Below are 19,798 nucleotides of genomic sequence, written 5' to 3' on the forward strand. Positions count from 1 at the left end.
CCTGAACACTGACAGGGAAGGGCTTTTGAAGTCCTTCCAACTCCCCCGAACGACTTCGAGTCGCACGTCTAACTATTGATTATACGGAAACTTTCCGTATATCTCCCTGATTTAGGCAGATACCCCGAAACTTTCTGTGTATTTCCCCTCACTTTTCATCAGAGATCTTAAAGCAACGATCGCTCCCCACCTCCCCAAAGAAACGATCGCTTCCCTCTCAAAAACTCAGCATTCCAAAAAACAAAAAACTCCTGTAGAATACATCGCAGTGATGAAGTTGTGCCCCGGAAATCTGATGTGCAAGATCAGACTCCGAGGACTTCCATCCCTAGTTAACGTAACTAACTCAGGAGGCGTTCATGATTGTACACCGTCGGCTTTGCTATGGGATCTTGAAAGGCTGGAATCAAGATCCTGCATATCCTTTTCATCCCTATAGAATGTCTGAGAAATCAGGGTTCTTGTCCTCTTTGAACTAACCGAGAGGACAAAATAATATGGGAGTTAGGACTGTGATTCCTAGCTCGATTTCGTTCACCGTTGAGTTGCGATGCTCAACCGAAAAACGTTATCGAGTTAGTGTGACTTTGGATTTGCAAGAGCGTTACATCTTCCTTTCGTCTGGCATTCTCGTGAATGTGAGCGACAGCATTGAAGAGTTTGTTTCACAACTGAGTGAGATTGCATCCAATCAACTGGCATTGTTCAAATGGGATGGCACGAGTGACTTGACGACTGAATATCAAATCGTCCGAGTGTTGCCGGGATATCAAATTGAGCGATCGCTGGCGAGATTCAACATCGTCGTGGGTAACGGTTCATTGATTCAAGTGGAGGAGTTGCACAACAAAGTCACCATTCAACTCTAGAAAGTTGGGCGTTGGGGAACTGTTTAACAATCGATCGGGTAAGTTCTTTGCCCGATCGATTGCTAAACATTTTGAACATTTAGGCAGCGATCGCTACATCCACAGTTCCGGCAAAGATCAAGGACGCAATGGGATTGATGAACTATCCGATCGAGGCGATGCGGTGAGTCGGACTTATTACGCACAAATGAGAGGCGCGGGACGAGTTGTAGAGAGCTATCAGCCAAAGGGAGGGTAGACCTCGAACTCAGCGAAGAAAATCTATACAAATGGCCGCGCTGCGTTATTGGACTAGTTGGCGTTAGTGGCTATTGATAAAAGGAAAGCGAACACACCAAGAATTCTTTTTTAAGTTTTCCAGATAGGCTCAAAATTGACTATTGCATTTACTGCTCTTTCCAAACTTGGAGAATGAGTCTTTGCAAGCTCAACTTTCCAGTTCTGCTGAACAAACTGAATAAGCTGACCGTTATAGTCTCTACCGATTTTGGCACTACTTTTTGGTGCAGGTACGATTGCGTCGCGGAGAGTGCGCTTTCTCGATCTTCTAGTCAAATCAATTAGTAACTGCTTAGGGTCAGGCACTGCATCGACATTATCAGGAATCAAACTTACTGAAATACCAAGGAATTTTGCATACGCTTCACGATGCGCCAAAAGCCAAGCTTCTACTTCTGTGACTGCAACTCGAAAAATTAGATTCGGATGCTTTGGTTGAGATAGCCATTCTGAGATTAAGGCTAGTGGACACTCGGCTTTATCCAAATCTGTCAACACTAAATACGGTAATCCTTTTGCAGCCTTGTTTATACCTGGAAGATTTTTTTTGAGATAACCATAGCCCTGTCGCTTCAAGCAAGTTCCAACAGAAAATGGTCTTTTGGACTGCTTCAGTATTTCCTTCAATACTGCCTCGCTTAGATCATCCTCAACCGCTAAATTAATTGGAATATCAGTCATCTAAGTAAGCTCAGTTGCTCAATCTGTTTAGGAGTTGCTCTAGGTAAAGCTGCATCAGCAACAGTTAAACCCGCATCAAGAAGACTGCTGACTTCTTCGATTGAAGAAGCTAATTCAGCTTTTGTACCTTCGGCAGTTGGTGTCAACATTAAAACTTCCTCGCCACCAATGCCCCCATCTGATAGCAGATCGGCACTGTGAGTGCTAAGCATAACTTGTCGCTTTTTCGCCTTTTGCAGTCGATAGATTAACGAGGGAAGTTTAGCAGTGATACCAGCATTTAGAGATAATTCTGGTTCTTCAAGCAACAGAAGAGAATCGCTTTCAAGAAGAGACCATAGCAAACCAATAAGACGTATTGTTCCATCTGAAAATTGATCTTCACGCTGCTTACCTGCTCCAGGTCGCCAATGTTCGTAGACTGCTTCAAGATGAGGAATGCCCATTTCATCTTTAATATCAGTCAACTGCTTTAGCTGAGGAACTGCAATCCTTAGAGCATCTTCAATCTTTTTTAGACGAGACCGCCGGGTTTTCTCTGGAGTCTTAGTAACTCGCTCCAAGAAATTTCTGCCAAAAGGATCTTCTTGAACTCCTGGCCCACTAAAAGCTTCAGGATGACGTAATAGTTGAGGCACTAAATGCAAGTATAAGATCGATTCAAGAAACTTTGGGACTTCTCGAAACTCTGCATTTGCGTTAATTTGTTCTAAATAAGTTTGAGTTAAACGCAAATTATCTTTCTCATCTTCATCGTTTGGACGGTTGACTAATTGCTTCTCATTCTTCCAAACTTTCTCATATGAGAGAACAGGGTCGTTCTGCCCACCTTTTCTTTGTTTAATTCCGATGCCGTACTTCCAAGTAGGTGGCTGTAGTTCGTTCTCTGACAAATGTACCTCTATTTCAACATCTGGATATCGTCTTGCATATAGACATCTAATTTTAGATAGTCCTCCGCGATCTCTAACAGCCTTTTGCAGACCGCCGCCATCTTTTGCGAGATCTCGTAAAAATCTTAGGGCATCAAGAAAATTAGATTTACCAGAGGCGTTAGGACCAACTAGGAAGACTCTATCTCTAAGGTCAACTTCAATGTGCCGGAAGTTTCTCCAGTTTTTCAAAATTAAGTGAGAAATAATCATTGTTTAGAGATGATCGCCTTTTAGCTTTTCAATACTACCTTTTCTAGAGCTAAGTTAGTACTGGAACACCCAATGTTGAGGAGCATACTTAGGCTATGAACAACTGCCTCAACCAACTAGCACACCTACCTAAAAATACGACCTATGCTTTGACTGCTGCACTCAGTTTTTGACGCGATCGCCCCCACCCGATCGCACCGTAGACTTCTGCAAACCCATCTTTAACTGATAAGCTAGACTCTTCAAGTTTGAGCCATCGCTCTCTCCTGTTCTGCATCTCTAGAGCCGAGCCACTCATGAATCTGTCTCTCGCCACGAATGGAATTCAAGCTCCCGATCGAGCGTCTCAATCGCCAGACCTCTCAGTGGTGGTGCCCATCTATAACGAGGTCGAGAGCATTCCATTATTGTTAGACGCGATCGCCACCAGCCTGATTGCCGAGCAGATTCACTACGAAATTATCTGTGTCGATGATGGCTCTCAAGATGGTTCCGATGCGCTTCTCAAACAGCAAGCTCAAACTCGAACAGATTTACGAGCCGTGATTTTGCGACGCAATTATGGACAGACGGCCGCGATCGCCGCCGGGTTTAGCCACGCTACAGGCAAAATCATCATTACTTTAGATGGTGATTTACAGAACGACCCCGCAGACATTCCCATTTTGATGGCGAAATTAGAAGAAGGCTACGACCTGGTGAGCGGTTGGCGCAAAAATCGACAAGATGCTTCTCTCACGCGAGTCTTGCCCTCTAAGATCGCCAACTGGCTAATCGGACGAGTCACCGGGGTGCGTGTCCACGATTATGGCTGTTCGCTCAAAGCTTATCGTGCAGAACTGGTTGCCGATATGAATCTTTACGGAGAGCTACATCGATTTCTGCCCGCGCTTGCTTTTATCGAAGGCGCGAGAATCACCGAGATTTCAGTGCGTCACCATGCTCGTCGCTATGGGCAAAGCAAATATGGCTTAGACCGCACCTTCCGCGTGATTATGGATCTGTTCACGATCTTCTTCATGCGGAAGTTTTTGACTCGTCCGATGCACGTGTTTGGCTTGTTTGGTCTGCTAGCACTGATCTCAGGCACCGTATTAGGCTTGTATTTAGCCTATGTTAAGTTCGCCTTTGGGGAGAGTATTGGGCAACGTCCACTGCTGATCTTGGCGGTCTTGCTATTTTTGTCAGGGCTACAGCTATTTAGTTTTGGGCTGTTAGCTGAGTTGTCGATGAGAACCTATCACGAATCGCAGGGCAGACCCATTTATCGAGTCAGAGAAGTGATTGGGAAGTCTGAAGAACCCAAATAATTCCACTCACGTCAGCCTTGACCTCGCGAAGCAACCTGCAAGACCGATCGTCCGACATTAATCGGTTGGCTAAAGCATCTCGAACAGCTTTTTTTAACGTCAGTTCAATGAGGATGTTCGCTCTGTTGTAAAGTGCTTCTGCCCCCTAAATCCTCCATTCTGGGGGACTTCAGACCCAATTTTCAGTTCAAAGTCCCTCACTTGTGGGAGATTTAGGGGGCGTTCCAGAGGTGCAACCGCAGCGAGGGATCTCATCAAATTTACGTTTTTTGACTAAACTGGCTGCTAATCTCAAACTTTTTCTGCCTTGATATTCCACGAACCCAGTGCTTATCTTAAAATAAAGTCAGGACTTGTAAAGTTTCTTAACCATGTCGCCCCTTCGCTGGCTTATTCATGACCTCAGCAACCTCCCTATTTTCCCCGGTTGAAGCAGACCTCTGTGTGCTGACGGAGAACCTTAAACAGTTAATTGGTGCTCGTCATCCCATTCTCTATGCTGCCGCAGAACACCTCTTTGGAGCCAGGGGGAAACGGGTTCGCCCCGCGATCGTTTTCCTAGTGGCACGGGCAACAATGCCTAATCAAGGAATGACCGAACGCCATCGGCGACTTGCTGAAATCACTGAAATGATTCACACTGCAAGCCTCGTGCATGATGATGTGGTAGATGAATCGGAAGTCCGGCGGGGCATTCCGACCGTTCACAGCAGTTTTGGTAGCCGAGTTGCAGTGTTGGCAGGAGATTTTCTGTTTGCTCAATCGTCTTGGTATCTCGCAAATCTTGACAACTTGCAGGTCGTCAAACTGCTGTCAGAAGTGATCAAAGATTTTGCAGAAGGCGAGATTCAGCAGGGGCTAAACCGATTTTCTATCATGTCGATCGAGGCCTATCTTGAAAAAAGCTATTACAAAACGGCTTCTTTAATTGCTAATAGTGCTAAGGCGGCGGCTGTGCTGAGTGACTTACCCGAAGCCCAGACCCAACATCTTTATGGCTATGGTCGTGATTTTGGGTTGGCGTTTCAGATTGTAGACGATATTTTAGATTTCACAGGCTCGATCGATAGTTTGGGCAAGCCTGCGGGGTCTGACCTCAAAAGTGGCAATTTGACGGCTCCGGTTCTCTACGCACTTGAAGAAAAACCCTATCTAGAAGTCTTGATTGAGCGAGAGTTTGCTCAAGCAGGTGATTTAGAGCAAGCGTTGGCGCTGATTAAAGATAGTCGTGGCATTGAGCGATCGCGTGCTTTAGCGGCACATCACGCTAAGGCCGCGATCGAGCATCTGTCAGATCTGCCAATCTCTGAGTCTCGTCAAGCGCTAACCAAGTTAGCCGATTATGTTTTGAGTCGTCTGTACTAATTCAACGTGAATTCGATGAAGCTTTTCGCTACGGTTGCCAATCCGGGCTGCCCCCTAAATCCCCCAAAATTGGGGGACTTCAAGCCAAAATTTCCGGTTCAAAGTCCCCCAGAATGGGGGATTTAGGGGACAGAAGCTGCTGAGAACGAAGCGAAAACCCCGTTGAACTGACGTTAATTCAGCCTTGTTTTTTGCCTTGGGGTAGAGAGATCTGCCCCATTTTTTGTGACAACTTTAGAGTTTGGTAAATCTACAAAAAGTTAGATGTGATTTGTCGATCGTTCGTTTTAGGCACTTCGCAAATCTGTCTTCTAGTCAAATGTTGTGAGTGGACTTATTCATAAAAGTGGTTTAAACAACTGATTAATTTGAGTAATTTTGCAAAATTGCCTCAAGTAGGATATTCTTTAGTCAACCGACTTCACAATCAGCAATCTTATTAGTTCAACGTGCGATCGCATCTAGTTACTGAGTTTCCTGAAACGTCAAAGCTTGACCTGAGATCGAGCTTCTGTATAACTTGTAGCCGATGAATCTAATTGAAGTTTAGCAATAAGGAAGGATAGGACGAGGTTGTTGATTAGCCATCTGTTTGGTTAGTCGTAAAGATTTTTTGATGCAAAACGTGAGCAAAAGTCGTAGCTGGTGTGAGGCACTTTGAGGCTTTCTCATCCTTAAAGCCACTTGAAATCGTTCGATAGTTCTTTCCCATGACTGATTTGCTCGATCGCGGTTTGGCTGTAACTTAAGAGTCAATTAAGTTTTGCATACGCGATTGATCAGAGTTTTTAACGCCCTTCTATTCACCGAATTTTGGTAAATAAAACTATGCTATTTCTAGGTCAAAGGCAGAGAATTGCACTAATTTCTGAACATGGCGACCCTGCCATTGAAATCGGCAAAGAAGAAGCAGGTGGACAAAATGTCTACGTTCGCCAAGTGGGTGAAGCCCTTGCCCGTCAAGGCTGGGAAGTTGATATGTTTACCCGGCAGTCTGATGCCACACAACCTAAAATTGTTGAGCACAGCCGTCACTGCCGCACGATTCGTTTGACCGCAGGTCCAGAAGCATTCATTCCTAGAGATGATTTGTTTCCTTATATGCCAGAGTTTGTACAATCGTTCCGACGCTTTCAAGCCGAAAATGGCATCGAATACGATTTAGTGCACACTCACTATTGGATGTCAGGCTGGATCGCCATGGAGTTGAAGAAACTGCAACCGCTCAAGCAGCTTCACACCTATCACTCTTTGGGCGCTGTGAAATATCAGTCGATTTCGACGATTCCTTTAGTGGCTAAAACGCGGCTTGCCAGTGAGAAAACCTGTCTCGAAACTGCTGATAGGATTGTAGCCACCAGTCCTCAAGAGATGGCACATATGCGATCGCTGGTTTCACCCCACGGCAATATTGACGTGATTCCATGCGGCACTGATATCTGTCGATTTGGCTCGATTTCTCAAACCAGGGCACGTCAGCTATTAGGGTTCTCACCTGAAGATAAAGTCGTGCTTTATGTAGGGCGATTCGATCGTCGTAAGGGCATCGAAACGCTGGTGCGGGCAGTCGGTCAATCAAAGCTGCGAGGTGAAGGAAATCTTAAGCTAGTGATTGGGGGCGGCAGCCGTCCGGGTCAAAGTGATGGCATTGAGCGAGAGCGCATTGAAGGCATTGTTGCCGAGTTGGGACTGCAAGAAATGACCTTATTCCCCGGTCGTTTGGGTGAAGATAACCTACATCTCTATTACGCGGCGGCAGATGTTTCAGTCGTGCCCAGCCACTATGAGCCATTTGGATTGGTTGCGATCGAAGCGATGGCCAGCAATACACCAGTCGTCGCCAGTGATGTGGGTGGGTTGCAGTTCACTGTAGTTCCTGAAGAGACGGGATTGCTGGCTCCGGCAAAAGATGAGGCGGCGTTTGCGGTGGCGATCGACCGAATTTTGTCTGACTCAAAGTGGCGCGATCAATTAGGTCAAACCGGCCGTCAGCGCGTCGAAGAGCATTTTAGCTGGAATGGGGTAGCGGCTCAACTGAGCAAACTCTATTATCAGGTGCTTCAAGAAAAGCCTGTCGAAAAGCCTGCGAAGAAGCGGGCTGTGGTCGGTGCCTAGTTGACTCGAAAGCCCACCCGGAACTTAAGTTCCGGGCTAATAGCAGAAGTCCATTGAAATGGACTAAAACACTGATATGGGGCTTTGAACAAATTCATCAACAACCCTACTTCACGATTAGGCCATCAGTGAAACGTGGGCAGATGTGATGCGCCATCCTTCAGGAGCCTTCACCCAGGTTTGACTTTGCCGTCCGATTAACCCAGAGCCTTTGCGCTGAAACTCTGTATTGGCAGTCGCAAAATCTTGCCCGTAGGTAGTGATGACGGTGTTTCGTAAAATCCGATCGAGATTGACCGGAGAACGAGCATCGCGAAACGCGGCGATCGCGTCATATCCATACAGGTTTTCAGCCACGCCATAGCGAATCGTGTGAGAACTCTTGAGAAACATTTCATGCAGCGTGGTGACATCGTTATCTACCAGAGCCGCTTCATAGCGCTCAAAGGCGGCGGTCACTTCTGCCAAAACGTCAGGAAGATTAATTTGCATAGTCTTTGATCACATTAGGAGGGCACATCGCAAACAATCATTGCCATTTAACAAGTGCGATCGCAGGTCAAGATTCTGCCCCATCATTTTTGACACCTATGCTGCTGTGCAGATTTTAGATTATCTCAGATTGCTTAGGGTGAATGTATAGGGCACTATAGTTTCTTAACTAAACCATTCATGCAGCTTAAACTTAATCAGCATGTAGAAGACGAGCGCGAAATCGCGATTTCTGCTGAGATTCTGACCAACCCCATAGAGTCGGCTGAGGCGGTCGGGTTGCGGTATGTCACAGATGACATTCCTGGAATTGAACGGAAGCGATCGGGCAAAAAAGGCTTCACTTATGTGGGGGCAGATGGCAAGACGGTGCGTGACCCTGACGAAATCCGGCGGATTGAATCGCTGGCAATTCCGCCTGCCTACCATCATGTGTGGATTTGTCCGTTTAAGAATGGTCACTTGCAGGCGACGGGGCGCGACGCAAAAGGACGCAAGCAATATCGCTATCATCCTTTGTGGCGATCGGTTCGCGATCAGACAAAATTTACGCGCATGATTGCGTTTAGCCAATCGTTGCCTGAGATTCGCAGACGATTGGATCACGATTTATCGCAGTCGGGGTTGCCTAAATCTAAAGTGCTGGCGGCGATCGTGAAGTTGATGGAGCTAACTCGCATTCGCGTGGGCAACGAAGAGTATGCCAAGACCAATCATTCTTATGGCATGACGACGCTGCACGATGAGCATGTGCAGATTCATGGGTCTAAAATTCAGTTTCAGTTTCGGGGTAAGAGTGGCGTTGATCATGACATTGAAGTGAGCGATCGACGGCTGGCAAAAATCGTCAAGCGCTGTCAAGAAATTCCGGGTCAAGAGTTGTTTCAATACATCGCCGAAGACGGGCACCCTCAAGACATTACGTCAACCGATGTCAATGATTATCTGCGAGAAATCACGGGTCATGACTTTACAGCAAAAGACTTTCGCACCTGGGCAGGCACCGTTTTAGCAGCATCCCACCTGGTCGAAATCGGGATCTTCACCTCGCAAACGGCTGCCAAAAAGAACATCACACAAGCGCTTAAAACCGTCGCGGCTCACTTAGGCAACCGTCCGGCAACCTGTCGAAAATATTATGTGCATCCCGCCGTTTTAGAGGCTTATATGGATGCGTCTTTGCATGAGGTGATGCAGCAATTTGTCGATGTAGTGGCAGAAGATGCGTATGCGCTGCGATCGGAAGAGTTAGCCGTGATTGCACTGCTAGAGAAAGTCAAGCCTTGCGATGCTGACTAACCAAGCTGCAAAACAAATATTTGAACTTTTCCGAAATCGAAACAATCGGCTGTGTATCTAGGATTCAGCATTTAACTGTCCGACCTCTAGCGCTAAACCTCTAGAGGTTTTTATTTACACAAATCCTGCAAGAGGGCACGGCGATGCCACACCCCCAAAACCGCCCTGACGCGATCGTTTGGAACGATCGCAATTGTTTTTAAAATTGGTGTTAATTTCGAGGAGTCAGTCGTGAAATAGCGGCAAAATTCTTATGAAGTCAGAGTGTGATTTCCAACACAAAGATTCTTAAGATCATCATTTCGGTTACTTGTGTCGCTAGTTCAAGTTGTCTATCCTACCAAGATTAAAAGTTGAGCAGGCAAGAATGAACATCAATCTCTTGAGCCAGCAAGTTGAGACGATGTATGGTCGTTTGTCGATTCTCTGTCACGATGCAAACGCGACTCCGATTCCATCACCCGAATTATTGCCTGTTGCTCTCAAAGAATTAGGAGTCGCCTCCGAAGAATTGCAAGTTGCAATGGAGGAGCTAACTCGCCAAAATGAAGAACTTCTAGTCGCCCGCAATCGCACCGAAGCTGAACGCCAGCGCTATCAAAACTTGTTTGAGTTTGCGCCTGATGCTTATCTCGTCACCGACTTGGGGGGCAACATCCGCGAGGCAAACCGCGCTGCGGTGGCACTGCTTTCGAGACAGCAGCGGTTTTTAGTCGGCAAACTTCTAGTTAGTGTAGTCGCGATCGACGATCGTCCGTTGTTTAGAGCCAAACTCTCTCAGCTTGCACAGCGTGACCATGTAGATGCTTATGTGCGGCTGCAACGGCACTCAAATGAAGTGTTTGATGCGATGCTCACCGTTGACGTAATTCGCTACCCCGAAAATGCACCTCTTTTGCGCTGGCTCGTGCGCGACATCACCGAACGCAAGCGAGCAGAAGCTGCCTTAGAACAAGGTGACTATACGCCCTTTCAAGACCGACCGATGCAGACTTACACAAAGGGCGAAGTGATTCCGCTAGATACGCAAGCCTTATGGCTGGTGGCGCAAGGCTTGGTGAAACTGACGACGTTATCTGACAGTGGCGATGAGATGCTGGTGGGGCTGGCCACCGATGGCATGGTGTTTGGGTCGAGCTTTACCTCACTTCAGACTTATCAAGCGATCGCGCTGGCCACCGTGCAACTTGTGTCAATTCCCCTGACCGAGGTTTCTCAATCACCTCGTCTCGCTCAAGCGCTGCTGCCGTCAATGAATCAGCGTCTCAGACAAACAGAGAGCTTTTTGACAATTTATGGGCAGCTTCGGGTGCAAGACCGTTTGAATCGGTTGCTGTCACTGCTCAAGCAGGAAATCGGGCAACCCGTCGCCCAAGGAACCCGACTAAGAGTGCGGCTAACTCATCAAGATTTTGCCAGTGCTTGCTGCACAACGCGAGTCACAGTCACTCGTCTTTTAGGCAAACTTCAGCAGCAAGGAACGATCGTGGTAGACGCTCAAAACCATCTGATCATCAAAGAGTGAAGACAGGTTTTGAGTGTCAGGTTAATCCTTGATTGATAGAATTTGTGACTATGCACCGATCGCAACTCCTTGTGTCTTTCTCTGATAATCCCGCCCTGTTCTCTGAGAGCGGTTCGATTGCTCAAACTGAGTTTTAATCCAGCTAAAGCCTTGACTAATGCACTCAGGGCAGGCATTTCCACATCCTGATCCTTGATCGTTGCAAACAATCACTCGTGCTTCTTTGCATTCAAAAGATTGTTCACATAGACAGCAGAGTTCCTGGCTGTGGAGCAGGTTATTGCATTCAATTTGGAGTTGCATAATATTTATTCTGCTGGACTTTTTAGCATTCAAAGATCTTTGTCGTTGGTGTTAGTAGCTTAGTTCCAATTCTGCTTCTACGCGTCTATCTCAAGATCAAGGTATTGCTCATAAATTTGTCTCTAGATCAGGCACCGATCGACGGTTGCCACCACCGATCGCGCCAGCGCATCTAAGTCATAGCCTCCCTCTAACCCAAAGACAATTCGCCGAGTTAGCGCCAAGCAATAATCTGTAAACACGCCATAGTCTTGAGGCTTCAGCGAAATATTGGCTAACGGGTCGTCGTGATTGGCATCGTAACCTGCACTAACAATCAGCAAATCAGGCTGAAAGTCAGTTAAAAACGGCATAATTTTCGACTCAAATAGGGGCTGATAATCGACGATCGTACTCCCCGCTGCCATCGGCAAATTTAGCACGTTGTCGTGAAACCCTCGCTCGTTCGCGCTGCCCGTGCCAGGGTATTGTGGCGACTCGTGTAGTGAACAAAAGGCGATATTGGGATTAGTTTCGACGATCGCTTGAGTGCCATTGCCGTGATGCACATCCCAATCGAGAATGGCAACGCGATTTGCGCCATGATCGAGAGCATAGAGCGCCGCGATCGCAGCATTGCTCAACAAACAAAATCCCATACCCAAATCAGAAACGGCATGATGGCCGGGCGGGCGCATTAACACAAAGCTCGGCTCTCCTGTGGTCAGGGTTAAAATTACCCCATCGATCCAAGCGTTGACTGCCAGCAGCGCCACTTCAAAACTGCGCGGAGAGACAGGCGTATCACCATCAATGTGACCGCCACCCCGATTTGCTAACTGCCGAACGGCTTCTATATAGCGGCGATCGTGAGCTTGATGCACAAAAGCCAGCGGCGATCGTGCCTCAACTGAAGTCGGTTTTCGCCAGTCCAACAGATCTGCCCAAGGTGCTGCTTTAAGCGCCTGCTGAATTGCCCTCAACCGCTCCGGTTTTTCGGGGTGAAAATAGCCCGTTTCATGGAGCAAGAATTGATCGGAGTAAATGATAGGGAACGTCATAAAATTTGGGTCGAGCGATCGCTAAAATAAGGGCTAAAAATCCTTTCTATTTTGACCGTTGAAACTCTTGAATCGGTCGTCGATCAAAAAATATATTCTAGTAAATCTTGTGGATTGAATTAGTAACCACACAACTCCTGATCATCCAATTGAGCAATCGCTTGATAGAAAAAGGATACAGGCTTTATTCTGAGGACTGAATCTCTGTACAAAAATAACTTTTTCAAACCGAATTTTAGCCTCTAGAATCGAATCTTTCGACCAGAGATAGTTCTATGTATCTGATGATACTCAGCTACTCCGACCAATGCCACGATATGTTAAAATCCTAGTAATAATCGACACTAGTTTAAAGCGCTTAATTATTGAGTTTTAGCTATCTGTGTCGATCGTCAAATCCATGCTTGCATTTTCGGAGTTTTTCACCCTATGACCTTCTCCCAGGAGATACCTACAGAACGGATCGTTCCCACCGATCTCCGAGGCGAGATGCAGCGATCGTACCTGGAATACGCCATGAGCGTGATCGTGGGTCGGGCACTGCCAGATGCCAGAGATGGCTTAAAGCCAGTGCATCGTCGCATTCTCTATGCCATGCACGAATTAGGCTTAACCCCTGAGCGTCCCTTCCGTAAATGTGCGCGTGTGGTCGGCGAAGTGCTAGGTAAATATCACCCTCACGGCGACACCGCAGTCTATGATGCCCTGGTGCGAATGGCACAAGACTTCTCAATGCGATCGCCCCTGATCAATGGTCACGGCAACTTTGGCTCGATCGACAACGATCCGCCTGCCGCTATGCGATATACCGAATGTCGCTTGACCACGCTCACCAGCAATGCTCTGCTGCGAGACATTGAATCTGAAACCGTTGATTTTGCCGATAACTTTGATGGTTCTCAGCAAGAGCCAACCGTTTTACCCGCGCGGCTTCCTCAGCTATTGCTCAACGGCTCATCGGGGATCGCGGTTGGCATGGCTACCAACATTCCGCCGCATAATCTGGGCGAATTGATCGACGGGTTAACGGCGCTGATTCACAACCCAGATCTGACCGAACTGGAGTTGATGCAATATATCCCCGGCCCTGACTTTCCTACGGGTGGACAGATCTTGGGACGAACGGGTATTCGCGATGCCTACCTGACCGGGCGCGGCTCGATCACCATGCGCGGAGTCGCCTCGATCGAAACCATCGAGCATCGCGGCAGACCCGATCGCGAAGCCATTATCATCACCGAGCTACCTTATCAAACCAATAAAGCATCGCTGATCGAGAAGATTGCCGAACTGGTTAATGACCACAAGATTGACGGCATTTCTGACGTGCGCGATGAGAGCGATCGCGACGGAATGCGAATCGTGATCGAGCTGCGGCGCGATGCTTATCCGCGTGTGGTGCTCAACAACCTCTACAAGCAAACCCCGATTCAGGCAAACTTTGGGGCGAATATGTTGGCACTGGTGAACAACGAGCCACAGTTGTTGACCATTAAATATTTTCTCGAAGTTTTCTTAAACTTCCGCATTGAGACGATCGAACGCCGGACTCGCTATCAGCTTCGCAAAGCCGAAGAACGCGATCATCTGCTGCAAGGTCTGCTGATTGCGCTGTCTCATCTCGATCGCATCATCGCGACCATTCGCGGAGCAGCCGATGCACCGACCGCCAAGCAAGAACTGATTGAATCCTATGAGTTATCAGAGTCACAAGCCGACGCAATTTTGCAAATGCAACTGCGCCGACTCACGGCTCTAGAAGCCGAAAAAATTCAGCAAGAGCACGAAGACTTACAGATTCAGATCGCTGATCTTCAAGATATTCTGGCTCGACGTGAGCGGGTTCTCGAAATCATTCAAACCGAAATCACAGAGCTACGCGCCACTCAAGCGACTCCTCGCCGCACGGTGATCGAGCAGTCTGAAGACGAACTCGGCGACATCGATTTGATCGCGAATGAAAAAGCCGTAATTTTGCTCACCGAGCAGGGTTATATCAAGCGGATGCCCGTGGATGCGTTTGATTCGCAAAGTCGAGCCACTCGTGGCAAATCGGGTGCGCGCATCAAAGAAGATGATGCCGTCGAGCACTTCCTCACCTGCTGTGATCACGACAGTATTCTATTTTTTAGCGATCGCGGCGTTGTCTATCACGCTAAAGCCTACCAGATTCACACTGCATCCAGAACGGCACGAGGAATGCCGATCGTGCAACTGCTACCGATTCCTCACAATGAGAAAATCACGTCGATTATTCCCGTTTCAGAATTCAGTGACAATGTGTTTTTGGTGATGTTGACCAACAAAGGCTACATCAAAAAAACAGCGCTCTCGGCATTTGGCAACATTCGCTCAAACGGGCTAATTGCGATCTCGCTCGAAGAAGGCGATCAACTGCGTTGGGTGCGGTTGGCGTGTGTTGAAGACAGCATCATCATCGGCTCAAGTTTGGGTCGATCGATTCACTTCCGCGTCAACCATGAGCAACTGCGTCCGTTAGGAAGGGCGACTCGTGGGGTGCGATCGATGGCGCTCCGCAAAGGTGACAGTCTGGTCGGCATGGCAATTCTGCCTGGTCAAATTGTGGAAAACGTTGCCCAAGCACAAGCAGCCGGATTGATCGATGAAGATGTCGAACTCAATGATGAAGAGGTCATTCTCAACGAAGAGTCATCTGAACTCGACGCTTCAGAACTCAAAACTCCCGAAGGTCCTTGGATTTTGGTCGTCACGACAGGCGGCTATGGAAAGCGCGTTCCGGTAACTCAGTTCCGCCTCCAAAATCGTGCCGGAATGGGCATTGTGGTGACAAAGTTCCGCAAGAAAGGCGACACGCTGGCGGCTTTGCACATTGTCAACGAAGGGGCTGAGTTGATGATGATCACCAACCGAGGCATCATCATTCGGCAAGCGGTCGATGCGATTTCATCTCAGTCGCGTACGGCAACGGGAGTGCGAGTTCAGCGACTCGATGAAGACGACGCGATCGCTGCCGTTGCGATCGTGCCGCTCACAGGTGAAGAAGAAGTGGTTCCGGCTGGCGTTCCTGGAGACGACACGATCGAGGTCGTGGCAACCGAGGCGGCTCTAGAAGATGAGGATACGATCGCTGCTGACATTGATGATGTTAATGACGTTGATGACAATGATGAGACTGCCGAAGTAGAATAAGTCAACGAGGGCAGGAATACTTCTGCCCTCACTTCAAAGACAAATTGGTTCAATAAGATCAGACCACGAGGAAACTAAATATGGCGCGTATGCTCAAACGCTGGGAGTCTCCTCGCCGTGAGGGGCGCAACCACAAAGGCAAAGGCGGCTCTGCCCGTCAACGACAACTCAAAAAGCAAACTCAAATGCTACGCAAAAAACTCCAAGAAGGCTTAGAGCCTGAAGGCAATCAGGGAGAGAACAAATTTCAGTTCTCTCCCTTTTTTTTGAGAAGAACCTGGAAACAGTTGTCGTTTTCAAAGATTAGGCTAGAGTTTAACAGTCAACATTTCTAGAACGTCTCGATCGTGGATTATGAAACGGCTCGCCGCTTGCTAATCGATCAAAGCAGCGAAACAACCCTAAATTCTGATACCTTTTTGGTGCGATTGCAGCAAGGTCAACCGCCAATTCCGGGTCAGGTCACATCGATTTTGCTGTCACTTAAAGTCATATTTGAGGCGTTGAAAGGAAAAAAAGTTCTTGATCGTGATCTCTCCTACGCACTTTATCTAATCTCTAGCGAAGGCAGACGACTGTTTGAAGCGAGGCTTGAGCAACAGTCAGACTGTCCGCCGTTGCTGAATGAAGACCTCGATCGCATTTCCGCCACCGTGAAAAGTATTTTTTCTGGCGTATAGCAGGGATAAATTGATTTATATCAATTTCATCAATGAATGCGACAGATCCTCGTAGGGGCACGGCACTGCCAGGCCCTCTTAACTGGTATTAAAAGATTGTATTTAGATAATAAAAAGGAGGTCTTATTGACCTCCACAGCTAATGCTCAGAGTTAGCAAACATTGAAGATTTAATCAGACTCAACTCAGGCTTTATGCGATGCCCGTGTTCGCGCCAGCTTTGCCTGTCGCCAATTCAACCTTGACAATCTTGCCACCCATCTTTTGAATCCGTTGCTGCTCACGGAACCAGTTGTCATAAGGAACCAGCTTGGTGAAATAAGTATTTTGCAGTTCCCGTTGAGTGCGGGTGCGGGTCAAACTAGGAACGCAGGCAGTAACCTTGAACATTCTCATGGGTCTTATAATCTCCTGAGTAGGCTGAGGATGGGTGTTGAGTTTTGAGTTTTGAGTTCACGAACTCATATCACAATTCAAAACTCTAGTGGGCTGTGAGAAATTCTCAAAAAGCTAGCGACCCAGCATCTCTTGATGTCAACGCCGATCGGCGCAGGTGCAGACCTTAGAGAGCGATCGCAAATCTTTTGAATAGTAAACAAAGATTGATAGTGGGAAGGTTGGAAGTCGAGAATCAATGTTAGATCGCTAAAACCATTTCTCAGACTAGCCTTTGACGAGCTAACACTCATTCCAGACTTCCAACGCCTCACAAAAGAGGTTTTAGGTTTCGGGTTTCAGGTTTCAGAAAGATCTGAACTGAGTCACCCTATCCCTGACACCTTTCAGAACTAGCTTAAGCCAGAGGAAATATAGTCGAAGTAAACGCCCATTTCTTTACCAGCGTCAGCACCGACCAAACCAGCAGTGACTTCTTTCATCGCTTGGATGGCTTGCACAGTTGCACCCACAGGTACGCCCAAAGAGTTGTAGGTTTCCTTCAAGCCGTTGAGCACGCGCTCGTCGAGAATGGAAGGGTCGCCAGCCAACATTGCGTAGGTGGAGTAACGCAGGTAGTAGTCGAGGTCACGGATGCAAGCAGCGTAACGACGAGTCGTGTACATATTGCCGCCGGGACGGGTGATGTCCGAATAGAGCAAGGACTTAGCGACTGCTTCTTTAACGATCGCTGCCGCGTTAGCGCTGATCGCAGTTGCTGCACGAACGCGCAGTTCACCAGTTGCAAAGTAGCCTTTGAGCTTTTCGAGTGAAGAAGTATCCAGGTATTTGCCCTGAACGTCAGAAGTGTTGATAACCGAGGTAATTGCGTCTTGCATGATTTAATTCCCGTAAGTCGCGTGAGCTTAATGTGAATGCGTGAGAAATCGGAGGCAGTGATTACTGCATTGCACCGATTACATAGTCGAAGTAGGAGCCAGCTTCAGAGGCATCTTCAGAAGACAGCAAGGAAGCAGCGACGCTCTTCATCGCACGAACGCCTTCAGCAACCGCAGGAATCGGGGTGCCTAGGGAGTTGTACATCTCACGAACGCCGACGATGCCGATTTCTTCGATCGGAGTCACATCCCCTGCAACCACTCCGTAGGTCACGAGGCGGAGGTAATAGTCGAGGTCACGCAGGCAAGTTGCGGTCATTTCTTCGCCGTAAGCATTTCCACCAGGGGAAACCACGTCAGGGCGCTTTTGGAACAGTTGATCGCCAGCCTGCTTGACGATGCGCTCGCGAGAATCGGTCAGGGTTTGAGCGATGCGGAGGCGACGCTCACCAGTGGTGACAAAGCCTTTGATCCGATCTAGTTCGCCGGGGCTGAGGTAACGAGCTTCAGCGTCAGCATTCACGATTGACTTCGTGACAATACTCATTGATGGATTCCTCCAAAAGTAACGTAACCGAATATGTTTAAACGAGAGTTCCGTCAGGGTTGGGTTAAGTCTGCTTGGAGCTAGTTGCTCAGTTCATTGATGGGAATCTTTGAATCTGACATCTGGGCTGGAAATGGTTGAATAAATCCAAGGCACCGATCGGTAATCCTAGCTACGCAGGCGGTTTGACTTAACTGCCTTCCGCAATTATTTTGCGGCATTGTGTTCACCATCCTAGTCAGTTCGCAACATTTTGTAATGTTGTCCTCATGTTTGTTTTTTGTTGAAGATGTGACTATTTTTCAACGATCTGTGCTGGGTTGAAATTACACCACAGACCGCTAGGCGCTGACCACACTGACCTTAATAAAAACCCGTCTCAGCATATTAAGGCTGATAGCGTATTGAAGTCAAAGGCTGGTTTGTATCGATTTGAGAAGACAGTCTAACCCCCCATCCCCGGAATCAAGCTGCCGCTTAAACGTTTTAATGCACGAGTTGCTACGTCGGCATAGCGCATTTCGCCGCACATAATTTTGCCCAAGCGATCGGTGGCAGTAGGTCGCTTCACGCCAACTTTATAGCCAATGCCCGGAATGCGGTAGAACACGCCTGCTAGCCGCTGTGCCCAGACCATATCCACCCCCCATTCTTTCTGAATGACTGAGGTGTAGTTTGCTAGGGCAGCGCGATCGCCAGATAATGCCTGATCGATCGCCTCTGCTGCCTTCATGCCACTAAACACTGAAGGACGAATACCTTCTCCGGTAAAGGGATCAACGACACAAGCCGTTTCTCCAGCCAGCACCGCGTTTTGGGTGTGCAGTGTTTGATCGCCGTCCCAGGTGCAGATTGGATGGAGATAGACCTGGCTGTTTTTGGCATCAATGCCAGCGAGAGCGGCATATTCAGCTAAGTCAGCCTTCAGATCTTCAGAGTCTCCACCTCTAAAAGTGCTGGTTCCGATCGAGTAACCGTCAGCTTTAGGAAGATTCCAGATAAAGCCGTTTTTGACGATGCCAAAATCGAATTGGGCTCGATCATCGGAGTTCGATCGCGGGGCTTCCATCACAGCACCCATCCGAGTTTTGCGTTCCTTAAAGCCTAACCATTTAGCCATCGGGCCTTTTGCCCCGTCTGCGGCAATCAAATAGCGGGCTTCTAACGCACCACTGGACGTGTTGACTATCCAGTGATCGCCCTTAAATTCAATCCCTGTAACCGCCGTTTGATCGCGCAGTTCTGCCCCTTTTTGCTGGGCTTGTTGAATCAGGAAGTGATCAAACACATCCCGTTTGACCATCCACATCGGCTCTGGAGTGTTGAGCGTTGCCTCGACCGGATCGCCGAGCTTCCAGGTGTAACGGATCGAATCGACCTTGAGCGAAATAGCGGGGGAAAAGTCAAAATCAAACCATTGGGCGATCGCAGGAGACACCCCACCGCTACAGGCTTTATACCGAGGCAGGGCTTCTCGTTCCAGCACTAATACTGAGCGCCCACGTTTTGCTAAATGATAGGCAGCAGTTCCCCCGGCGGGCCCGGCACCTACGATAATACAATCAAACATCAGGCTGAAATTTCACTCCCTAACTTGTGCGTTCCTTGTTCACTACAGAGGTTGTTGCTAAAAATCAGCACTATTTAAGCGATCCTCATCAAGCCTCTGCCAAATCTGCTGGATGTTATTTGAGGACAGTTCT

At 48.0% G+C, this 19,798-nt stretch carries 20 protein-coding genes; 10 read left to right on the plus strand and 10 right to left on the minus strand.

Features of this window, described 5'->3' with window-relative positions:
• Nucleotides 1–497: 497 nt before the first annotated feature.
• Together C7B65_RS13565 and C7B65_RS13570 are read left to right on the plus strand one after the other, a co-directional pair.
• Nucleotides 498–869 carry a hypothetical protein gene (locus C7B65_RS13565; RefSeq protein ID WP_073073734.1) on the plus strand — a complete coding sequence of 124 codons (372 nt, stop codon included), beginning with the start codon at nucleotides 498–500 and terminating at the stop codon, nucleotides 867–869.
• Between the two features lie 4 nt (nucleotides 870–873).
• Nucleotides 874–1,107, plus strand: a complete 234-nt coding sequence (locus C7B65_RS13570) for a hypothetical protein (protein ID WP_073073732.1) — start codon at nucleotides 874–876, stop codon at nucleotides 1,105–1,107.
• Nucleotides 1,108–1,217: 110 nt separating this feature from the next.
• Here C7B65_RS13570 and C7B65_RS13575 read toward each other — a convergent pair whose 3' ends face one another.
• The 3 genes from C7B65_RS13575 to C7B65_RS27820 form a co-directional block, all read right to left on the minus strand.
• A complete protein-coding gene (locus C7B65_RS13575) occupies nucleotides 1,218–1,829 on the minus strand; it encodes a hypothetical protein (RefSeq protein WP_073073731.1) in 612 nt (203 codons plus the stop codon).
• Entirely contained in the window at nucleotides 1,826–2,974 is a 1,149-nt protein-coding gene (locus tag C7B65_RS13580; RefSeq protein WP_073073729.1) for an AAA family ATPase, read from the minus strand. Before C7B65_RS13580 ends, C7B65_RS13575 begins: the two co-directional genes overlap by 4 nt.
• 142 nt (nucleotides 2,975–3,116) lie before the next feature.
• On the minus strand, nucleotides 3,117–3,272 hold the full coding sequence (locus tag C7B65_RS27820) for a hypothetical protein (protein ID WP_181314393.1): 156 nt from the start codon (nucleotides 3,270–3,272) through the stop codon (nucleotides 3,117–3,119).
• Between C7B65_RS27820 and C7B65_RS13585 the strand changes: the two genes are divergently transcribed.
• From C7B65_RS13585 to C7B65_RS13595, 3 genes are all read left to right on the plus strand, one after another.
• Entirely contained in the window at nucleotides 3,271–4,284 is a 1,014-nt protein-coding gene (locus tag C7B65_RS13585; protein ID WP_073073727.1) for a glycosyltransferase family 2 protein, read from the plus strand. The genes C7B65_RS27820 and C7B65_RS13585 overlap by 2 nt on opposite strands.
• Before the next feature lie 396 nt (nucleotides 4,285–4,680).
• The gene (sds, locus tag C7B65_RS13590) at nucleotides 4,681–5,649 is read left to right on the plus strand and encodes a solanesyl diphosphate synthase (RefSeq protein ID WP_073073725.1); all 969 of its coding nucleotides are present in this window, start codon (nucleotides 4,681–4,683) and stop codon (nucleotides 5,647–5,649) included.
• A gap of 828 nt (nucleotides 5,650–6,477) precedes the next feature.
• Nucleotides 6,478–7,764, plus strand: coding sequence for a glycosyltransferase family 4 protein (locus tag C7B65_RS13595; protein WP_073073723.1), 1,287 nt, complete (start codon nucleotides 6,478–6,480; stop codon nucleotides 7,762–7,764).
• A 117-nt stretch (nucleotides 7,765–7,881) separates the two neighbouring features.
• Here C7B65_RS13595 and hpxZ read toward each other — a convergent pair whose 3' ends face one another.
• Nucleotides 7,882–8,256, minus strand: coding sequence for an oxalurate catabolism protein HpxZ (hpxZ, locus tag C7B65_RS13600; protein ID WP_073073721.1), 375 nt, complete (start codon nucleotides 8,254–8,256; stop codon nucleotides 7,882–7,884).
• A 180-nt stretch (nucleotides 8,257–8,436) separates the two neighbouring features.
• Between hpxZ and C7B65_RS13605 the strand changes: the two genes are divergently transcribed.
• Both C7B65_RS13605 and C7B65_RS13610 read left to right on the plus strand, forming a co-directional pair.
• Nucleotides 8,437–9,555 (plus strand): DNA topoisomerase IB, encoded by a 1,119-nt coding sequence (locus tag C7B65_RS13605; RefSeq protein WP_073073719.1) that lies wholly within the window; start codon nucleotides 8,437–8,439, stop codon nucleotides 9,553–9,555.
• Nucleotides 9,556–9,922: 367 nt separating this feature from the next.
• Entirely contained in the window at nucleotides 9,923–11,080 is a 1,158-nt protein-coding gene (locus C7B65_RS13610; protein ID WP_073073717.1) for a PAS domain S-box protein, read from the plus strand.
• A gap of 48 nt (nucleotides 11,081–11,128) precedes the next feature.
• Here C7B65_RS13610 and C7B65_RS13615 read toward each other — a convergent pair whose 3' ends face one another.
• Nucleotides 11,129–11,383, minus strand: coding sequence for a hypothetical protein (locus C7B65_RS13615; RefSeq protein ID WP_073073715.1), 255 nt, complete (start codon nucleotides 11,381–11,383; stop codon nucleotides 11,129–11,131).
• A gap of 122 nt (nucleotides 11,384–11,505) precedes the next feature.
• Nucleotides 11,506–12,423: a histone deacetylase family protein gene (locus tag C7B65_RS13620; protein ID WP_073073674.1), complete on the minus strand. Its 918-nt coding sequence runs from the start codon at nucleotides 12,421–12,423 to the stop codon at nucleotides 11,506–11,508.
• 429 nt (nucleotides 12,424–12,852) lie between these two features.
• On the opposite strand from C7B65_RS13620, the gene gyrA reads away from it, so the two are divergent.
• From gyrA to C7B65_RS13635, 3 genes are all read left to right on the plus strand, one after another.
• Nucleotides 12,853–15,594, plus strand: a complete 2,742-nt coding sequence (gene gyrA, locus C7B65_RS13625; RefSeq protein ID WP_073073673.1) for a DNA topoisomerase (ATP-hydrolyzing) subunit A — start codon at nucleotides 12,853–12,855, stop codon at nucleotides 15,592–15,594.
• 80 nt (nucleotides 15,595–15,674) lie between these two features.
• A complete protein-coding gene (locus C7B65_RS13630) occupies nucleotides 15,675–15,929 on the plus strand; it encodes a hypothetical protein (RefSeq protein WP_106254008.1) in 255 nt (84 codons plus the stop codon).
• 12 nt (nucleotides 15,930–15,941) lie between these two features.
• Nucleotides 15,942–16,274, plus strand: a complete 333-nt coding sequence (locus tag C7B65_RS13635) for a Dethiobiotin synthetase (RefSeq protein ID WP_073073671.1) — start codon at nucleotides 15,942–15,944, stop codon at nucleotides 16,272–16,274.
• A 192-nt stretch (nucleotides 16,275–16,466) separates the two neighbouring features.
• Here the strand turns inward: C7B65_RS13635 and C7B65_RS13640 are convergent, their stop codons facing one another.
• The 4 genes from C7B65_RS13640 to C7B65_RS13655 all read right to left on the minus strand — a co-directional run bounded on the left by C7B65_RS13640 (nucleotide 16,467) and on the right by C7B65_RS13655 (nucleotide 19,665).
• On the minus strand, nucleotides 16,467–16,670 hold the full coding sequence (locus C7B65_RS13640; RefSeq protein WP_068817512.1) for a phycobilisome linker polypeptide: 204 nt from the start codon (nucleotides 16,668–16,670) through the stop codon (nucleotides 16,467–16,469).
• A gap of 392 nt (nucleotides 16,671–17,062) precedes the next feature.
• Nucleotides 17,063–17,548, minus strand: coding sequence for an allophycocyanin subunit beta (apcB, locus tag C7B65_RS13645; RefSeq protein WP_073073670.1), 486 nt, complete (start codon nucleotides 17,546–17,548; stop codon nucleotides 17,063–17,065).
• 61 nt (nucleotides 17,549–17,609) lie between these two features.
• On the minus strand, nucleotides 17,610–18,095 hold the full coding sequence (gene apcA, locus C7B65_RS13650) for an allophycocyanin subunit alpha (protein ID WP_073073669.1): 486 nt from the start codon (nucleotides 18,093–18,095) through the stop codon (nucleotides 17,610–17,612).
• 445 nt (nucleotides 18,096–18,540) lie between these two features.
• A complete protein-coding gene (locus C7B65_RS13655) occupies nucleotides 18,541–19,665 on the minus strand; it encodes a geranylgeranyl reductase family protein (protein ID WP_073073668.1) in 1,125 nt (374 codons plus the stop codon).
• Nucleotides 19,666–19,798 lie beyond the last annotated feature (133 nt).

Source organism: Phormidesmis priestleyi ULC007 (assembly GCF_003003695.1).
Lineage (GTDB): Bacteria > Cyanobacteriota > Cyanobacteriia > Leptolyngbyales > Leptolyngbyaceae > Phormidesmis_A > Phormidesmis_A priestleyi_A.

What these genes read in the sequence shown, in the direction of transcription:
- C7B65_RS13565 (WP_073073734.1), top strand. Translation starts at nt 498, where the DNA reads ATGGGAGTTAGGACTGTGATTCCTAGCTCGATTTCGTTCACCGTTGAG.
- C7B65_RS13575 (WP_073073731.1), bottom strand. Translation starts at nt 1,829, where the DNA reads ATGACTGATATTCCAATTAATTTAGCGGTTGAGGATGATCTAAGCGAG.
- C7B65_RS13580 (WP_073073729.1), bottom strand. Translation starts at nt 2,974, where the DNA reads ATGATTATTTCTCACTTAATTTTGAAAAACTGGAGAAACTTCCGGCAC.
- C7B65_RS13585 (WP_073073727.1), top strand. Translation starts at nt 3,271, where the DNA reads ATGAATCTGTCTCTCGCCACGAATGGAATTCAAGCTCCCGATCGAGCG.
- C7B65_RS27820 (WP_181314393.1), bottom strand. Translation starts at nt 3,272, where the DNA reads ATGAGTGGCTCGGCTCTAGAGATGCAGAACAGGAGAGAGCGATGGCTC.
- sds (WP_073073725.1), top strand. Translation starts at nt 4,681, where the DNA reads ATGACCTCAGCAACCTCCCTATTTTCCCCGGTTGAAGCAGACCTCTGT.
- C7B65_RS13595 (WP_073073723.1), top strand. Translation starts at nt 6,478, where the DNA reads ATGCTATTTCTAGGTCAAAGGCAGAGAATTGCACTAATTTCTGAACAT.
- hpxZ (WP_073073721.1), bottom strand. Translation starts at nt 8,256, where the DNA reads ATGCAAATTAATCTTCCTGACGTTTTGGCAGAAGTGACCGCCGCCTTT.
- C7B65_RS13605 (WP_073073719.1), top strand. Translation starts at nt 8,437, where the DNA reads ATGCAGCTTAAACTTAATCAGCATGTAGAAGACGAGCGCGAAATCGCG.
- C7B65_RS13610 (WP_073073717.1), top strand. Translation starts at nt 9,923, where the DNA reads ATGAACATCAATCTCTTGAGCCAGCAAGTTGAGACGATGTATGGTCGT.
- C7B65_RS13615 (WP_073073715.1), bottom strand. Translation starts at nt 11,383, where the DNA reads ATGCAACTCCAAATTGAATGCAATAACCTGCTCCACAGCCAGGAACTC.
- C7B65_RS13620 (WP_073073674.1), bottom strand. Translation starts at nt 12,423, where the DNA reads ATGACGTTCCCTATCATTTACTCCGATCAATTCTTGCTCCATGAAACG.
- gyrA (WP_073073673.1), top strand. Translation starts at nt 12,853, where the DNA reads ATGACCTTCTCCCAGGAGATACCTACAGAACGGATCGTTCCCACCGAT.
- C7B65_RS13630 (WP_106254008.1), top strand. Translation starts at nt 15,675, where the DNA reads ATGGCGCGTATGCTCAAACGCTGGGAGTCTCCTCGCCGTGAGGGGCGC.
- C7B65_RS13640 (WP_068817512.1), bottom strand. Translation starts at nt 16,670, where the DNA reads ATGAGAATGTTCAAGGTTACTGCCTGCGTTCCTAGTTTGACCCGCACC.
- apcB (WP_073073670.1), bottom strand. Translation starts at nt 17,548, where the DNA reads ATGCAAGACGCAATTACCTCGGTTATCAACACTTCTGACGTTCAGGGC.
- apcA (WP_073073669.1), bottom strand. Translation starts at nt 18,095, where the DNA reads ATGAGTATTGTCACGAAGTCAATCGTGAATGCTGACGCTGAAGCTCGT.
- C7B65_RS13655 (WP_073073668.1), bottom strand. Translation starts at nt 19,665, where the DNA reads ATGTTTGATTGTATTATCGTAGGTGCCGGGCCCGCCGGGGGAACTGCT.